14 protein-coding genes and 1 pseudogene are annotated in these 15,784 nt (G+C 69.2%); 7 read left to right on the top strand and 8 right to left on the bottom strand.

Annotated features, from left to right (window positions below; all coding sequences use genetic code 11):
* Window positions 1-7 precede the first annotated feature (7 nt).
* Genes ACFV2O_RS10860 through ACFV2O_RS10845 form a run of 4 tightly spaced genes read left to right on the top strand, consistent with a single transcriptional unit; the run spans window position 8 to window position 4,408 of the window.
* Window positions 8-799 carry an enoyl-CoA hydratase/isomerase family protein gene (locus tag ACFV2O_RS10860; RefSeq protein WP_067810345.1) on the top strand — a complete coding sequence of 264 codons (792 nt, stop codon included), beginning with the start codon at window positions 8-10 and terminating at the stop codon, window positions 797-799.
* Window positions 796-1,977 (top strand): CaiB/BaiF CoA transferase family protein, encoded by a 1,182-nt coding sequence (locus ACFV2O_RS10855; RefSeq protein ID WP_379251667.1) that lies wholly within the window; start codon window positions 796-798, stop codon window positions 1,975-1,977. The genes ACFV2O_RS10860 and ACFV2O_RS10855 overlap by 4 nt, the downstream gene beginning before the upstream one ends.
* 40 nt (window positions 1,978-2,017) lie before the next feature.
* Window positions 2,018-3,166 carry an acyl-CoA dehydrogenase family protein gene (locus ACFV2O_RS10850; RefSeq protein WP_379251666.1) on the top strand — a complete coding sequence of 383 codons (1,149 nt, stop codon included), beginning with the start codon at window positions 2,018-2,020 and terminating at the stop codon, window positions 3,164-3,166.
* Window positions 3,167-3,187: 21 nt separating this feature from the next.
* Complete coding sequence (locus ACFV2O_RS10845; RefSeq protein ID WP_379251665.1) at window positions 3,188-4,408, top strand: acetyl-CoA C-acetyltransferase; 1,221 nt, start codon at window positions 3,188-3,190, stop codon at window positions 4,406-4,408.
* A gap of 228 nt (window positions 4,409-4,636) precedes the next feature.
* Here ACFV2O_RS10845 and ACFV2O_RS10840 read toward each other — a convergent pair whose 3' ends face one another.
* Together ACFV2O_RS10840 and ACFV2O_RS10835 are read right to left on the bottom strand one after the other, a co-directional pair.
* Entirely contained in the window at window positions 4,637-6,031 is a 1,395-nt protein-coding gene (locus ACFV2O_RS10840; protein WP_379251664.1) for an MmgE/PrpD family protein, read from the bottom strand.
* 21 nt (window positions 6,032-6,052) lie between these two features.
* Complete coding sequence (locus tag ACFV2O_RS10835) at window positions 6,053-7,534, bottom strand: aldehyde dehydrogenase (RefSeq protein ID WP_379251663.1); 1,482 nt, start codon at window positions 7,532-7,534, stop codon at window positions 6,053-6,055.
* A 279-nt stretch (window positions 7,535-7,813) separates the two neighbouring features.
* On the opposite strand from ACFV2O_RS10835, the gene ACFV2O_RS10830 reads away from it, so the two are divergent.
* On the top strand, window positions 7,814-8,986 hold the full coding sequence (locus ACFV2O_RS10830) for a CaiB/BaiF CoA-transferase family protein (RefSeq protein ID WP_067810327.1): 1,173 nt from the start codon (window positions 7,814-7,816) through the stop codon (window positions 8,984-8,986).
* Between the two features lie 333 nt (window positions 8,987-9,319).
* Window positions 9,320-9,574, top strand: a complete 255-nt coding sequence (locus tag ACFV2O_RS10825) for a hypothetical protein (RefSeq protein WP_379251662.1) — start codon at window positions 9,320-9,322, stop codon at window positions 9,572-9,574.
* A gap of 115 nt (window positions 9,575-9,689) precedes the next feature.
* Here ACFV2O_RS10825 and ACFV2O_RS10820 read toward each other — a convergent pair whose 3' ends face one another.
* The 6 genes and pseudogenes from ACFV2O_RS10820 to ACFV2O_RS10795 all read right to left on the bottom strand — a co-directional run bounded on the left by ACFV2O_RS10820 (window position 9,690) and on the right by ACFV2O_RS10795 (window position 13,682).
* On the bottom strand, window positions 9,690-10,175 hold the full coding sequence (locus ACFV2O_RS10820) for a hypothetical protein (RefSeq protein WP_379251661.1): 486 nt from the start codon (window positions 10,173-10,175) through the stop codon (window positions 9,690-9,692).
* Window positions 10,176-10,416: 241 nt separating this feature from the next.
* Entirely contained in the window at window positions 10,417-10,554 is a 138-nt protein-coding gene (locus ACFV2O_RS10815; RefSeq protein ID WP_379251910.1) for a helix-turn-helix domain-containing protein, read from the bottom strand.
* Window positions 10,537-11,018, bottom strand: a pseudogene (locus ACFV2O_RS10810) (Tn3 family transposase); the annotation flags it as partial. The gene ACFV2O_RS10815 and the pseudogene ACFV2O_RS10810, both read right to left, overlap by 18 nt.
* Window positions 11,019-11,219: 201 nt before the next feature.
* The gene (locus tag ACFV2O_RS10805; protein WP_379251660.1) at window positions 11,220-12,428 is read right to left on the bottom strand and encodes a CoA transferase; all 1,209 of its coding nucleotides are present in this window, start codon (window positions 12,426-12,428) and stop codon (window positions 11,220-11,222) included.
* A gap of 101 nt (window positions 12,429-12,529) precedes the next feature.
* Window positions 12,530-12,736, bottom strand: coding sequence for a hypothetical protein (locus ACFV2O_RS10800; protein ID WP_379251659.1), 207 nt, complete (start codon window positions 12,734-12,736; stop codon window positions 12,530-12,532).
* A gap of 61 nt (window positions 12,737-12,797) precedes the next feature.
* Window positions 12,798-13,682, bottom strand: a complete 885-nt coding sequence (locus tag ACFV2O_RS10795; RefSeq protein WP_379251658.1) for a helix-turn-helix domain-containing protein — start codon at window positions 13,680-13,682, stop codon at window positions 12,798-12,800.
* Window positions 13,683-13,862: 180 nt separating this feature from the next.
* Here ACFV2O_RS10795 and ACFV2O_RS10790 point away from each other — a divergent pair, with 180 nt between their 5' ends.
* Window positions 13,863-15,464, top strand: a complete 1,602-nt coding sequence (locus ACFV2O_RS10790) for a sigma-54-dependent Fis family transcriptional regulator (protein ID WP_379251657.1) — start codon at window positions 13,863-13,865, stop codon at window positions 15,462-15,464.
* The last annotated feature ends 320 nt before the right edge of the window (window positions 15,465-15,784 follow it).

Genomic DNA, 15,784 nt, shown 5'->3' with positions numbered 1-15,784 from the left:
GACAACAGTGACCGGTTACGAGGAATTCTCGGCGCTCCGGGTCGACCGCCCGGCGGAGGGCGTGCTGCGCATCGTGCTCGACGGACCGAACCTGAACGCGGTGGGCGCCGAAGCGCATCGGCACCTGGCCGACATCTGGCCGGTCGTCGCGCTCGACGAATCCGTGCGCGCGGTGTTGATCCGCGGCGCGGGTGACCGGGCATTCTCCGCGGGCGGCAGCTTCGACCTGATCGACGACATGATCGGCGACTACGCCTCCCGCACCCGCGTCATGCGCGAAGCACGCGACCTGGTGCGCAACATCATCGAGGTGCCCCAGCCGATCATCTCCGCCATCAACGGCCCCGCGGTCGGCGCGGGTCTGGTGGCCGCGCTGCTGGCCGACATCTCGATCGCGGGCCGCAAGGCCAAGATCGTCGACGGGCACGTGCGCCTCGGTGTCGCCGCCGGTGATCACGCTGCCATCTGCTGGCCGCTGCTGACCTCCATGGCCAAGGCCAAGTACCACCTGCTCACCAACGAAGTGCTCACCGGAGAGGAAGCCGAGCGCATCGGCATGGTGTCGCTGTGCGTGGACGACGATCAGGTGCAGGACAAGGCTTTCGAGGTCGCGCAGAAGCTCGCCGCGGGGTCGCGCGCCGGTCTGCAGGGCACCAAGATGGCCCTCAACGGCTGGTACCGCCAGGCCATGCCGATCTTCGACGCGTCGCTGGGCTTGGAGTTCTACAACTTCGCCGGCCCCGATGTGATCGAGGGCGTCACCTCCCACCGGGAGAAGCGGGAGCCGAAGTTCTCATGAGCACTCCCCGCGCGCACGGCCCACTGGCCGGTGTCACGGTGATCGGCCTCGAACAGGCCATCGCCGCCCCGCTGTGCACCCGCCACCTCGCCGACCTCGGCGCCCGCGTGATCAAGGTCGAACAGCCCGGCTACGGCGATTCGACCCGGCACTACGACACCGTCGTCGGCGGTCTGTCGGCGCATTTCACCTGGCTGAACCACGGCAAGGAATCCGCGGCCCTCGACCTGCGCGCTCCCGCGGACCTGGCCGTGCTGGAGAGCATGCTCGGCGTGGCCGACGTGCTGGTCAGCAATCTGGGACCGGGCGCGCTGGACCGCCTCGGCCTCGGCGTGGACGAGTTGACCGCACGTTTCCCGCGCCTGATCGTGGTCGACATCTCCGGTTACGGTCGCGGCGGTCCCCTCGACCACAAGCGCGCCTACGACTTGCTGATCCAGGCCGAAGCGGGGTCGTGCTCGATCACCGGCACCCCGGGCCACCCCGCCAAACCGGGAATTCCGGTGGCCGATATCGGCACCGCGCTCTACGCGTACTCGGCGATCCTGGCCGCGCTCTACGACCGCGAGCACACCGGCCGTGGCTCGGTGGTGCCGGTCGCGATGCTCGACGTGGTCTCGGAGATGATGGGCTTCGCGCTCAACCAGGTGCTGCACGCGGGCACCGAACCGGTGCCGGTCGGCATGGGCTCGCCGATGATCGCCCCCTACGGCGCCTACGCGACCGCCGACGGGCAGACCGCCGTGCTCGGTACCACCAGCGATCGCGAATGGCTGCGCCTCACCGATCTCATGGGTAACCCGGAACTCGCCGCCGATCCGCGCTACGCGCACAACGACGACCGGGTCCGGCATCGCGACGAACTGGACGCGATCGTCGGGCAGTGGTGCGCGCAGCGCACGCTCGCCGAGATCCAATCCGCGGCCGACGCCGCCGGGATCGGCAACGCGCGCCTCAACGGCGTGCGCGAGCTCGCCGATCATCCTCAGCTGCGCGAACGCGGCCGCTGGCGTGAGGTCGGAACCCCGTCCGGCCCGGTGCCCGCGCTGCTGCCGCCGGTCCTGGCCCGGGACTGGCCCGCTGTGCACGGCGCCGTCCCCGCTCTCGGCGCGCACACCGAGGCGCTGCGGGCCGAATTCGCGCCTGTCGCGGGCACTTCCGCCGTCGCGCGCCCATGACGCGCGAACTGAACCGAACCGAAAGAAGTGGTGACCGACGATGAGTCTCACAGCCGATGAACAGCAGATGGTCGACCTGGTCGCCGAATTCGTGGACCAGCGGGTGTCCGGGCGCGTCCGGGAGTTCGACGAGAACGACATCTATCCCGAGGAATTCATCGAGGAGATGAAAAAGCTGGGCTTCTTCGGCCTGCTCGTCCCCGCCGACTACGGCGGCGTCGACGTGAGCACCGCCTGTTTCGCTCGCGTCACCGAGGAACTCGCCCGCGGCTGGATGAGCCTGGCAGGCGCCATCGGCGGCCACTCGGTGATCACCTACCTCATCAAGACCTTCGGCACCCAGGGGCAGAAGGACCGCTACCTGCCGAAGATGGCCGAGGGCGCCATCCGCGCCACCATGGCGCTGACCGAACCCGGTGGCGGCTCGGACCTGCAGGCCATGCGCACCACCGCCACCCGCGACGGGGAATCCTGGTCGATCACCGGATCCAAGACCTGGATCTCCAATGCCGCACACTCGGGCCTGATCGGGCTGCTGTGCGTCACCGACCGCGACGCGAAGCCCGCGCACAAGGGCATGAGTGTGATCCTGGTGGAACCAGGACCGGGACTGACCGTCTCGAAGAAGCTCCCCAAGCTCGGCTACCGCGGCGTCGAAGCGTGCGAGCTGGTATTCGAAGGGCGCCGGGTCGGTGACGACGCGATCCTCGGCGGTGTGCCGAACCAGGGCTGGGCGCACATGATGCGCGGCCTCGAGGTCGGCCGCATCCAGGTCGCTTCCCGCGCGCTGGGCGTCGGGCAGGCCGCCTTGGACGCCGCCGTGCGCTACGCCCAGGAACGGCAGTCCTTCGGCAAGCCGATCTGGAAACATCAGTCGATCGGCAACCTGCTGGCCGACATGGCCACCAAGCAGCGTGCCGCCCGCCTGCTCACCCTCGATGCCGCCGAGAAGCTCGACCGTGGCGAACGCGCCGACATGGAGGCGGGCATGGCCAAGCTCTATGCCTCCGAGACCGCCATGCAGATCGCTCTGGACGCCATCCGGGTGCACGGCGGCTACGGCTACTCCAAGGAGTACGACGTCGAGCGTTACTTCCGGGACGCGCCGCTGATGATCGTCGGTGAGGGCACCAACGAGATCCAGCGCAATGTCATCGCCGCACAGTTGATCGCCCGCAACGCGATCTGACCCGAATCGGAGTTTCCGACAATGACTTCCAGTCTCCGCCGTGCCGCGTTGGTCGCACCGTCCCGCACCGCGGTCGGCACCTTCGGTGGCGCGCTTCGTGACGTCCCGGTCGAGGATCTGGGCGCTACCGTGGTGAACGCCGTCGTCGAACGGTCCGGAGTCGACCCCGAACGCATCGATGACGTGGTGTTCGCCCAGTCCTACGCCAGCTCGGAGGTGCCCTGTGTCGGCCGGTGGCTGGCACTGCACGCCGGTCTGCCGATCGGCGTGCCCGGCATGCAGCTCGACCGTCGCTGTGGTGGCGGCCTGCAAGCCTTGGTCACCTCGGCGATGATGGTGCAGACCGGCGCCGCCGACGTGGTGCTCGCGGGCGGTGTCGAATCGATGAGCCGCATCGAGTACTACTCGACCGCCACCCGCTGGGGCGCCCGCGCGGGCACCGTCCAACTGTTCGACCGGCTCGACCGGGGACGCGAGCGGTCCCAGCCCGAGACCCGATTCGGCAAGATCTCCGGGATGATCGAGACCGCCGAGAACCTCGCTCAGGACTACAACGTGCTGCGCGAGGAAGCCGACGCCTACGCCGCCCGCAGCCACCAGCGCGCCGCCGCGGCCTGGGCCGAGGGCCGTTTCACCGACGAGGTCGTAGCGGTGCGTGTCCCGCAGCGCAAGGGCGACCCGGTCGTCTTCGCCACCGACGAGGGCATCCGGGCCGATTCGACCCCGCAGTCGCTGGCGAAACTGCGCACCATCACCCCCGGCGGCACCGTGACCGCGGGCAACTCCAGCCAGCAGAACGACGCCGCGGCGGGCATGCTCGTTGTCGCCGAGGACCAGCTCGACGTGCTGGGCCTGGAACCGATCGGCTATCTGACCGGTTGGGCCGCCGCCGGCTGCGACCCCTCCCGCATGGGCATCGGGCCGGTGCCCGCCGTGGCGAAACTGGCCGCGCGGCAGGGCTCCGACACCGTGTCGCTGCTCGACACCATGGACCTGGTCGAGCTGAACGAGGCGTTCGCGGTCCAAGTGCTGGCGGTGCTGGAGGGCTGGGGCTGGCGTGAGCACGACAAGCTCAACGTCAACGGCTCCGGCATCTCTCTGGGACACCCGATCGGCGCCACCGGCGCCCGCATGGTGACCACCCTGCTGCACGAGCTGAAACGGCGCGGCGGCGGCCGTGGCCTGGCCACCATGTGCATCGGTGGCGGGCAGGGGCTCGCGGCCACCTTCGAGACTGCCTGAAAGACCCACTCGGGTAAGACGAGCCGGGCCCCGGTCGATCGAACAGGTCGGCCGGGGCCCGACTCCGTTGCAAAGCAGAGTATTCGGAGTCCGGACACAGCAACGGGCCGGGACGGAGGCGATCGAAGTCCGACTCCCCCTCGGGTACTTCGATCACCAGTTGTCCGTCCCGGCCCGGCCGGGACGCCGTGTCCGGGATGACGGTAGGCCCCGGATACGGCGCCGGTTCTAGGGTCGCAGCAGGGCTGCGAATTCGGCGACCGGCAGATCCGGGTCGCTCGCGGTGATCGACTTCAGCAGGGCCTCGCTGCGCTCGGTGCCCATGGCGACCGCGGTCAGATCACGGAACTTGGCGTCGAGGTCGTCGGCCGACATCGGGTTCTCGGCGGTGCCGAGAGGGTTGTCGACGAAGACGTGCTCGGAGGAGCCGTCGTCGTAGGTGGCGGTGATGTCGGCGATCCAGCGGCCGGGGTAGGCGGCGTCGAGTTCGGTGTCGACCTCGATGCGCACCCGGCGGGCCATCTCGGCCACCGCACTGTCCGGACCCAGGTCCAGCGCACCGGACAGGTAGTCGTGGTGGACGCGGAAACCGTTGCCGTGCCCGGTGATCGCGAGCGCGAACTGGAACGGCAGGCTGTATTGCAGGTGCTCGATGATCCGGGGGGCGTAGGCGATGGCGTTCTGGTTGCCGATGATCACATCGCCGCCGGACTGGATGCCGAGCCGGATGGCGGTCACCGCACCGGCTTTCGCCGCCAGCTGCCGGGCGCCGTCGATGTAGGCGTGGTTGATACCGCAGCAGCAGTAGGGCTTGATCCAGAGCCGGGTGATTTCGAAGGGGGCGTCCGGCGCGAACAGCTGCGCGGCGTTCTCGGCCACCGGCCGCCCGACGTAGCTGCGGTAGAGGCCCTTCCGGCCGGTGAGGAAGGTGGTGGGACCGGTGATCCCGGCCGCCGCCATCTCCGCGGCGCGGATGCCGTTGCGGGTGCCGATACCGGCGTGCAGGCGCTTGACCGAGCCGCCCGAGGAGGTGTACTCGGTGGTGCCCGCGCTGTGGCTCATCGCGATCGACAAGGCGTGCACGGTGGTCTCGGCGTCGAATCCACGCATCTTGGCCACGACCGCCGCGGCGCCGAACGTCGACAGCAGTCCGTGCGGATGGAAACCGCGCTCCAGAAGTTCCGGCGCGGCCAGGATGCCGATGCGCGTGTAGACCTCGTAACCGGCCACGATACCGGTGATCACCTCGCGCAGGGTCGCTCCCATTTCCTCGCCGACGGCCAGCGCGGCCGAGACAACCGTGCTGCCAGGATGACTGGAGCTAGAGCGGTGCGCGTCGTCGTATTCGAAGCCGTGCCCATAGGTGGCATTGACGAACGCGGCGTCGGCGGCACTCATCGTGTGCGCGGAGCCGGTGACGTGCGCCGCGCCGGGCGCGTGCGAGGCCAGCGTCAGCTCGAGTACGGCCCGGCTCCACGGCAGTGACGCGCAGCCGATCTGCACCGCCAGCTGATCCTGCATCAGCCGCCGGGCTCCGTCGATGGCGTCGGCCGGAATCGAGTCGTAGTCCAGCTCGGTGACCAGCCGGGCGACGGCGGACTCGAGCGGGGGAGTGGTCGACATGGGTAAACCTTTCGCGTGGGATCAGCCGAGGGTGTCCAGCAGCGCCGGGGGCAGGCCGTAGGACTTCGGTTCCACGTAGGCGTCGAAGCCCTCCAGGCCGGCTTCACGGCCGATGCCGCTGTTCTTGAAACCGCCGATGGGGGCGAAGAATCCGGCCGGGGTGCCGTTGATTTCGACGGTTCCGGTCCGGATGCGGCGGGCCACCGACAGGGCGCGCGCCGGGTCGGCGGCGAACACCGATCCGTTGAGGCCGTAGTGCGAGTTGTTGGCGATGGCGATCGCCTCGTCCTCGGTGTCGAAGGTGTGCACCGTCAACACCGGGCCGAACACCTCCTCCTGGGCGATGCGGGCGTCGGGGTCGACATCGGCGAACACGGTCGGCTGTACATACCAGCCGCGTTCCAGCCCGTCGGGGCGCCCGCCGCCGACCAGGATCTCGGTGCCCTCGGCCTTCGCCGCGGCCACGAAATGCTCGACGCGATCGCGCTGCGCGGCGCTGACCAGCGGGCCGATCTCGGTGGCCGGATCGAACGGATCACCCACCGGCATCGAGCCGATCATGTCGCGCAGCCGGTCGTAGAGGTCGTCGCGCAGCGAGCGGGCGACCACGATACGCGTCTTGTTGCTGCACACCTGTCCGCTGTTGCGCAAGGACAGGGCTCGGATGACCGGCACCACGGCGTCCAGATCGGCGTCATCGAGCAGCACCGCGGCGGACTTGCCGCCCAGCTCCAGGGTGACCCGCCGCAGATCCTGCCCGCAGATCGCCGCGATTCGGCGGCCCGCCGCGGTGGACCCGGTGAAGGAGACCTTGTCCACGCCCGGATGCCGGACCAGGTGCTCGCTGACCTCGCGACCGGCCACCACCACGTTCAGCACGCCTTCGGGCAGACCGGCCTCGGCGAAGATCTCCGCCAGCAGGTAGGCCGACAGCGCGGTCTCCGGCGACGGCTTGAGGATCGCGGTGCAACCGGCCAGCAGCGCGGGCGCGAGCTTGATGATGGCGATCTGCAGCGGCGCGTTCCATGGCACGATCGCGGCGACCACGCCGACCGGCTCCCGGGTGACCAGGGCGTTGCCGGTCACGGAGCGGCGGACATCGCTCCACGAGTACCGCGGGGCGAGCTCGAGGAAGGCATCGAGCAGCATCCGGGTGCCCATCGACTGCATCCGCGTGGACAGGGTGATCGGGCACCCCATTTCGGCGCTGATGAGCCGGGCGACCTCGTCCTGGCGAGCGGCCAGTGCCTCGCTCACCCGGGTGAGCACCGCGATGCGCTCGCTCAGGTCCAGGCGCGGCCACGGGCCGGAGTCGAAAGCGGCCCTGGCGGCGGCGACAGCGGCGTCGATGTCGGCGACCGAACCGTCGGCGACCCGGGCCAGCACCTGCTCGGTGGCCGGCGAGACCACATCGAACCGGTCCTCGGTCGCGGGGATCACCCACGCGCCGCCGATGAACACCTTGTCGTACTGCCCCTGCCGGACGTCCGTCGGCACAGTCATGGGTAGCTCCTCGCTCACGATCACGGCGTTCTCGGTGCGGTGTCGGCCCCGGCCGCCGGTGTCTCCGGGCCGCGGTGCAGAGTGCCCGTCGTGATCCCGGTCATACAAACTATATAATATTGAATCGCTGAGACCAAGATTTCGTTGCGCTCGGGCCACTCGATCCTCTAGGGATGCCCACTGCCACGTGCCGATATCGGTCGCGCCGAGGTGACCGGAGACAACTCCGAGCACGGCGACAATATATAATATGAACAGGCTGACCACAGGAGGCAGGCAATGCAGCACAAGCCGCTCGATGGTATCCGGATCCTCGAGATCGGTGGATACATCTCCCTTCCCTTCGGCACGTCGATGCTGTGCGCACTCGGCGCCGAGGTCGTGAAGGTGGAGCGGCCGGTCGTGGGCGAGGACTTCCGCCGTCATCAGAACGACGGCAGTCCCTATTTCCGGCAGTACAACACGGGCAAGCGCAGCCTCGCCGTCGACCTCAAGCGCCCCGAGGGCGTGGCCCTGGTCAAGGCGCTGATCCCGCGATTCGACGTGGTGCTGGAGAACATGCGGCCGGGCAAGCTCGCCGCCCTCGGTCTCGGCCCAGAGGTCTGCCGGGAGTTGCGGGAAGACCTTGTCTACGGGTCGGTCACCGGCTTCGGCGCCGGTGGCCCGCTGGCCGACCGGCCCGCCTACGACACCATCGGCATGGCCTTCGGCGGCATGTACTCGCTGTTCGGCGACGAGGGCCACCCGCAGCTGACCGGTGGCCTGAGCGCCGACCTGGTGACCGGCCTGACAACGACGGCGGGCGTGCTCGCCGCTCTGGTCGGCCGATTGCGGACCGGTGCGGGCCAGCATTTGGAGACCTCGATCATGGAGGCGGTCAGCGTCCTGACCGCCGACGGCATCACCCAGTCCTTCGAACTCGGCGCCGACCCGACCCGGGAGAGCAGGCACCCGCAGGCCCAGAACTTCTGTGTCCGCACCGCTTCGGGAGAATCCCTGGCCATCCACCTGTCGTCGTCGCAGAAGTTCTGGCACTCGTTGTGCCGGGCCATGGACCGTCTCGATCTCACCGAGGATCCGCGTTTCGCCGAATACCGCCCGCGCGAGGCGCACTACTTCGAACTGGTCAAGATCGTCGAGGCGGAGTTCGAGCGTCGCACCTTCGACGACTGGGAACGGGTGCTGACCGAACACGATGTGCCTTTCGCTCCGGTGCTGTCGATGAGCGGTTACGTCGGTCATGAGCAGACCCGCTGGTTGGGGATGGTGGAGCCGCAGGCCGACGCCCTGGCGTTGCTGCGCCCGCCGTGGCGGTTCGACGGCGAGCGCCCCGACCGTCCCGGCGTGGCGCCGCGCGTCGGCGCCGACACCCGATCGGTGGCAGGGGAAGTGCTCTCCGGTGATCAGATCGACGACCTCGTGGCAGGCGGCGTCCTGTTCATTGAGGACTGAGCCGTGGTGGACCGGTCGGCCGCACTGCTCAGTGCCCGTGAAGTTGCCTACGACGGGCGCCCCTAACCGAGGTCATCGCGTGGCGTGACCATCGACTGTCACAGTGGGGGTTCCGGTAGTAGCCGCCGAAAAACTAACGGATATGGCGGAGCTGCTGGTCAGCGGCGGCGGTCGGCTCCCGGCCTCAGGATCGAGGTCAGCTCGCGCATGGCTTGGGGGACGGTTTGAAGTAGCGGCGCAGGTTCTCGGCCTTGCGGTGCCGCGCCTTCGCCATGAGTTCGAGCAGGCTCGCGCCGGACTCGCCGATACTACGGCTACCCCGGGGACCAGGGGGTGCTGGAGGTGAACATGGGCGCCGGCGGTGACGGTGTCGCCGCCGCGTACCGGCTCCTGGACGCACGAGGCCTGCACCCGTACATGGATGTGTGCCTGTGGTTCGCACTCGATGGCCGGTTCACGGTCGAACCGCTCGCCATGTGGTCCGAACCGGATAACCTCGATGTGAGTCGCCGGGTCGACGACATCCTGGTGGACAGCGGGCGACCGCGCGACGCACTCCGGCGCGAAGAAGCACCCTGGTTCTGGTAGCTCAACGCCTGAGGCCCCCGAACACAACGAGAACCGGCCAGAGTATCTGGCCGGTTCTTCACGTTCAGCTCGCACGCTGCGCAGCGGTCCGGTGCGGACCGCTGCGGGCCGAGGACTATTCCTGAGTCAGAGTCAGGGTCCGGTTCTCGGTGGTGTCCTTATGGATCTCGACCTGGCTCATGTCCTCGGCGTCAGGCGGCAGGTAGGCGAACGCGGCGGTGATCTCGACCGCACGGTCATCGTAGTAATACGTCATGAGTTCAATGCCGTCGCCGTCGCGAGCATCTGCGCGATTCGGGCCCTCGCCGTAGTCGTAGCCCAATGGCACCCTGACCTTCGTCTGCCGAGATTCGCCGTCACAGGTCACCCGATCCAGGGCCTCGTCTTTCATACGGACGGGTTGGCCTTCCGGGCTTTTGAACCGTTCGGACTCGACCTTGACCCACAGGGCGTTGGCCTGGCCGGGTTCGCAGACGTAGGTGATCTCGGCGACGACCCACCAGCTGTAGTCGCCGTGTGCGTCTGGGAACGCTCTCCCGATCCATATGCTGGTCGTTGCGCTGGCCGGCCCGGCCACATTGACCAGTACAGCGGCGGTCAACGCGAGTATCGAAGCGAAAAGTCTTCCACGAACCACTATGTGCGCCTTTCGGTGTCGGTAGGTGGTGGAAAAGATCCGTCGAGCGGACAGCAGCCTAGACCACGCCACACAGCAGTTATGCACGAGTCCTATAAGTGACACCAGAGGGGTTTGCGCGAGCCCCGGGGTAAGCGAACCCCAGGTCGGCGACATGGTGCGGATCGGCCCGGGATCCGCGGCGCGGTGCCGCGGTTGGTCGCGGTCAGTTCTTCGCGGTCAGTTCCGGAAGGTACTTATAGAGCGTGGTCCGCGATATCCCTAGCAGCCGCGCGATCGAGGACACCGACTCATCCGGCCGGGTCAACAGCGCGCGGGCCTGCCGGATCTGCTCCTCGCTCATCGCCGGTGGCCGGCCGAGGCGCTCCGTCGCGGACTGCGCCAGCACGGTGAGCAGGATCGGGTAACGGCGCTGCGGATCTCGCCGCCGCAGGGCTTGGGGAGTCAGACGCCGACCCATGGTGGCCAGGAACCGGCGCCGCTCCGCAGGCAGCACCGACATATCCAGACCGTCGGCGTCCAGACCACGCAGGAACCCCGGCTTGTCCACCTCGGCGCGCACCGCGCTAGCCGACGCCTCCACCGGCCCGCTCGACAGCCACCGCAACCGCGACATCCCCAGCGAGGCATCGGTGATCAGCAGCCCGTCCAGCTCCGCGCACCCCGGCCCGGGTCAACAAATGCCAGATCCGCCGGAGTCAACGTGAAATACCGGAACAACTCCTCGCGACTGATCTCCGGGAACCCCCGCAGACGCTCCAACTCCTCGTCCGCGAACACCCGTCGCCACGAACTCTCAACCTCCACCCGCGCCGACCAACATCATCGGCAGCCAAGCCAAGCACCAACCACCCACACCCGCACCCAGAACGCGAAAACTCCCTCTCACCGGGCCGTTACGCCATATCCGTTGTTTTACGCGCCGTTTCTACCGGACCACCCAGTGACAGCACCGCCCCGGGTCCGGGGATCCGGAACCCGGGGCGGTGCTTTTCGCGTTTTGCGGGACTAATCCCCGATGGCGCCCGCGCGGCGCAGCCGGTCGAGCTCGGCCGCGTCCAGGCCCAAGACATCGGCGAACACGTGCTCGGTGTCCGCGCCCAGGGCCGAGGCGATGCCCACGGGTCCGTAGGCGCCGTTCTCGCGAATCGGGTTGTGCGCGGAGATGATCGGGCCGATACCGGGCTGGTCGACGGAGGCCAGCACCTCGGAACCGGTGCCGTCCTCGAAATCGGCGACCACGTCACTCATCCGCCGGTAACGGCTCCACAGCACCCCGGCCTCGGTGAGCGCGGCGGCGGCCGCAGCGACGGAACGCGTGCCGAACCACGGTCGCATGACCGCGGCGATCGTCTCCCGGTGGGTGTAGCGCTGAGCCTCGTCGGTGAAGTCCGCACCGAGGGACTCCTCCAACGCGGCAAGTACTTTCGTGGTCCCGGTCGCGGAACCCAGCGCGGCCCACTGGCGCGGTGTGAGCGCCACGATCATGACCCGTTCGGCGTCGGCGGTGACGAAGTCCGCACCGAAGGTGCCGTAGACGAAATTGCCGTGCCGCGGCCGGTCCCCGCGTTCGCGAACCTCGCTGAGCCAGCCCAGGTTCGCCACGCCCGCGAGGGCGACGTCGGCCAGCGCGATCCGCAGATCGGCGCCCGCACCGGTGCGCTCGCGCCGGTGCAGCGCGGCCAGCAGCGCGGTGGTGGCGGTCGTCCCCGCCAGGAAGTCCCAGGCGGGCAGCACATGATTGACCGGAGTGCGGGTATCGGCGGGGCCCGTCAGGTCGGTCACGCCGACCTCGGTGTTCACCGTGTAGTCCACTGCCGGGCCCCCGTCGGCCTGGCCGCCGATGTGCACCTTGATGACATCGGCGCGGCGGGCGGCCAGCGCCTCGTAGGAGAACCACGGGCGGCCCACCGCGTTGTCGACGACCAGTCCCGCGTCCGCGCCGGGCGCGGTGGCCAGCGCCAGCACGAGTTCGCGGCCCTCGGGACTGCGCACGTCGACCGCGACCGACTGCTTGCCGCGGTTGAGCGAGTTCCAGTACAGACTCTCGCCGGTGGAACGCGTGACCGGCCAGCGCCGGTAGTCCGGGCCGCCGCCCAGCGGATCGATCCGGATGACCTGGGCGCCGAGCTGGGCCAGGGTCATGCCGGCCGAGGGTCCCGCGACGAAGCTGGCGAATTCGACGATCCGCAGGCCCGCCAGCGGCTGCCCGCTCATGCGCCTGCCTGCCGCGCGGCAGGCAGAGCGGAGGGCTCGTTGGTGACTGGCTGCGGTGTCAAACGCTCACTCCTTCATAGGAATTTTCCCAAGATTATATATTATGTTCCATTACGGCCGGTCATCCGGTGTGGCGGCACCGGTCCCCGCCAGCCGCACGGCAGGCCGCAGGTGGCGATGACCTCGCGATGGATCGAGCCATCGGCGAAGTGGTGGGTGTAGAGGTGCGCCGAGGCGGGGTAGTCGCAGACCGCGCAGCGGCCGAAATAGTCGAGTATCTCGGTGACTTGGGTGTGGGGCTCGGGCACGATGGTCGCTTCCGGGACGAGCGGACGGTGGCGCGGAGTGGGGGAAACAGCGGCAGGCGCCTCAGGCGGGGCGGTGTTCGGTGGTGTCGCGCGCGGGTGTCGCCGCCGACCAGGAACCCAGGATGCGCAGCTTCTCGTGCGAGGTGGTGCCTGGATCGGCCGACCACAGCACCAGCTGCTGGTCGGTGTCGCCGGTGTCGCGGAAGGTGTCCCAGTTCAGCGTGAGGTCGCCGACGGCGGGATGGTGCAGGGTCTTGGTGCCGAACTCCTGGCGCGCGACGTGCCGTGCCGCCCACCACTGCCGGAACTGTGAGTCGGCGATCGACAGCTCGCCCACCAGTGCGGTCAGCTGCGGATCGGTCGGATTGACGGCCGCGTCCATGCGCAGGATCGCGACACAGGTCCGCGCGACCGATTCCCAGTCCGCATAGAGCTCGCGCATGGCCGGGTCGGTGAAGACCATGTGCACGTAGTTCCGCTTGCGCGCGGGCATCTCGCCGAAATCGGTGATCAGCGCCGCGGCCAGGTCGTTCCACGCCAGGATGTCGAGATACCGGCCGAACACCAGGGCGGGGGTATCGGTGAGCTGATCGAGCAGCCGCTGTAGCTGCGGGCGCACCGGCTTGGCCTGCCGCCGGGCGGGCGCACGTCGTTCGGAACGGCGGGCCAGGCTCTCGACGTACTCCCGCTGGTCGGGGTTCAGGCGCAGCGCGCGCACCAGCGCGTCGAGCACGGGCTCGGACGGGGCGAGCCGGCCCTGCTCGATCCGGGTGTAGTAGTCGTGGCTGATCGCGACCAGCTCGGCGACCTCCTCGCGCCGCAGGCCGCTGACCCGGCGGGGGGTGGCGCTGTGCACCGACAGGCCGACGTCGTCGGGGGTGAGCTCGCCGCGGCGGGCCTTGAGGAAGCCGCCCAGCTCGCGGAGGTGAGGTGCCTTCTCCGTCATGTCACCACGCTATGCCCGGCGAGACACCGCCGCCTGGGACAAAACCTTCCCAGGCTCCCGGTAGCGCCGATCTGCGCATTCTCGACACCGACTCCAGTGCACTGTATAAAATATGTTGCTTCAGTCACAGCTCGGATCGCCGGACGAGGACGTCTCGGCGTCGAGACAGGGTGGTATCGCGTGCACACAGTTTCGCCTCAGGCCTCCGAGGAACGGGTCCGTCCGGACATCGCGTCGTCCTGGCGCCGGTCCCGGCTCAACGGATTACGGCGCGACGCGACTCCACGTCTGACGCCCGGGCCGGTCGCGACCGACAGCGGTCTGCTCCGGGCGGCGCGGCCGGTGCTCGGCCGCACACTGGGTGAGATCGAGGGCAGCCGGGTCGCCTTGGTGCTGGCCGATCATGCTGCCTGCATCCTCGAGGTCGACGGCGCGCTGCGCGCCGTGAGCCGCTCTATCGAAGCGGTGGGCATCGTGCCCGGGGTGCGGCTGAGCGAGGACCGGATCGGCACCAATGCCATGGGCACCCCGCTCGAGACGCGGCGCAGTCTGCTGGTGCGCGGCGAGGAACATTTTCTGTCGGCCTTCCGCGCCTTCACCTGTTACGGGCACCCCATCGTCCATCCGGTGACCCGCCGGCTCGAAGGCGTCCTCGGCATCGGTGGAGAGTTCGACGAGGATCACCGCTTGTCGGCGCCTTTGGCCCGCCGCATCGTCCGCGACATCGAGGACCGCCTGCAGCAGGACTCGCCCCGGGTGCAGAGCCGGTTGATGAGCGCGTTCCGGGCGGCCGCGGGCCGCCGCGGCCGTTCGGTGGTGGTGGTCGGTGAGGGGCTGGTACTGGCGACCCCCTCGGCGCTGGATCTGCTGACACCGGCCGACCACGCCGCGGTGCGGGCCTGCGCGGAGAGTCTTCGTCCCGGCGCCGAGGAGTCCCACCGGCTCACCCTGGCCTCGGGCAGGGAGGTCGTGCTGACGTGCGCTCCCATCGAGGACACCCAGGGAGTGCTGGTCGACATCTGCGACGAACGCCGCGCGCGTCGCGGCGTCGCGGAACGGGTCGCGCACTGGCCCCTGCTGGTGGTGGGCGAATCCGGCACCGGGCGCACCACGGAGGCGCTCGGCGTGGCGGGCCCCGCCGCGACGGTGCTGGACGCGACCGAGATCGTCCTCGTCGGCGAGCAGGCCTGGGCGACGGAACTCGGTGCCGCGCTGGACATTCCGGGACCACCGGTGGTGGTCGAGAGCATCGAGCTGCTGTCCGCGCCGCTCACCGCGTTGCTGGCTCGTGCCCTGCGCCGGACGCCGCGTCAGGTCGCGCTGACCACCACACCCGGCGACCACCTCGACGAGGTGCACGCCGCGCTGTCGGCCTTGTGCACCGACCGGGTCGACCTGCTGCCCCTGCGCCGGCGCAGGCACGAGATCCCGCAGCTGGCCCAGCGCATGCTCGCCGAAGTCACCGGCCACAACCGGACCCGCTTCACCTCCGAGACCCTGCGGATCCTGGCCGGGCAACCGTGGCGGGGCAATTTCACCGAGTTGCGCCGGGTGGTCGAGGCCGCCGCGGCGGCGCGCTCGGCGGGGGACATCATCCCCACCGATCTGCCCGCGTCGCACCGGGCGGCTCAGGTCCCCGGCTCGCCGTTCCTGGAAGCCGAGCGGGAGATCATCGTCGCGGCCATCGAGGCCGCGGGCGGCAACAAACTGCAGGCCGCGCGAGCACTCGGGGTGAGCCGGTCGACCCTGTACAACCGCATGCGGGCGCTGCGCATCGCGTGAGGTGGTTCCCGGACCGCGGGAGACCCGGCCGGGAACCGCGGGCGCACGGTATCGGGGCCGCGAGACGCCACCGGGCCCGCTCGGGATCGTGGCGAGCGGGCCCGGGTCGGCTGAGAGTGTCTCAGTGCGCGGTATCCGGCGCCAGCAGCCGCATGACGCGCCGAAGTCGTCGACGGAGTCGAGCGCGAACACCGACTCCACCATATGTTGTCCCGCAACCCTGCCACCCGGTTGAGGAGATCTTGCCGATCGGTGAGCGTCACACGCGGCCCCGGCGACTGTTTCACAGCTGACGTCTCCGACGCCCCTGGCTGATTCCA

Origin of the sequence: Nocardia sp. NPDC059691 (genome assembly GCF_042733915.1) — a bacterium.
GTDB lineage: Bacteria > Actinomycetota > Actinomycetes > Mycobacteriales > Mycobacteriaceae > Nocardia > Nocardia sichangensis.
This window is presented reverse-complemented; position numbering and strand designations above follow the sequence as displayed.

Bases quoted from the DNA above. Each gene is read 5' to 3' on its own strand.
- ACFV2O_RS10855 (WP_379251667.1), top strand. From the start codon at position 796: ATGAGCACTCCCCGCGCGCACGGCCCACTGGCCGGTGTCACGGTGATC.
- ACFV2O_RS10850 (WP_379251666.1), top strand. From the start codon at position 2,018: ATGAGTCTCACAGCCGATGAACAGCAGATGGTCGACCTGGTCGCCGAA.
- ACFV2O_RS10845 (WP_379251665.1), top strand. From the start codon at position 3,188: ATGACTTCCAGTCTCCGCCGTGCCGCGTTGGTCGCACCGTCCCGCACC.
- ACFV2O_RS10840 (WP_379251664.1), bottom strand. From the start codon at position 6,031: ATGTCGACCACTCCCCCGCTCGAGTCCGCCGTCGCCCGGCTGGTCACC.
- ACFV2O_RS10835 (WP_379251663.1), bottom strand. From the start codon at position 7,534: ATGACTGTGCCGACGGACGTCCGGCAGGGGCAGTACGACAAGGTGTTC.
- ACFV2O_RS10830 (WP_067810327.1), top strand. From the start codon at position 7,814: ATGCAGCACAAGCCGCTCGATGGTATCCGGATCCTCGAGATCGGTGGA.
- ACFV2O_RS10815 (WP_379251910.1), bottom strand. From the start codon at position 10,554: ATGAGCGAGGAGCAGATCCGGCAGGCCCGCGCGCTGTTGACCCGGCCG.
- ACFV2O_RS10805 (WP_379251660.1), bottom strand. From the start codon at position 12,428: ATGAGCGGGCAGCCGCTGGCGGGCCTGCGGATCGTCGAATTCGCCAGC.
- ACFV2O_RS10795 (WP_379251658.1), bottom strand. From the start codon at position 13,682: ATGACGGAGAAGGCACCTCACCTCCGCGAGCTGGGCGGCTTCCTCAAG.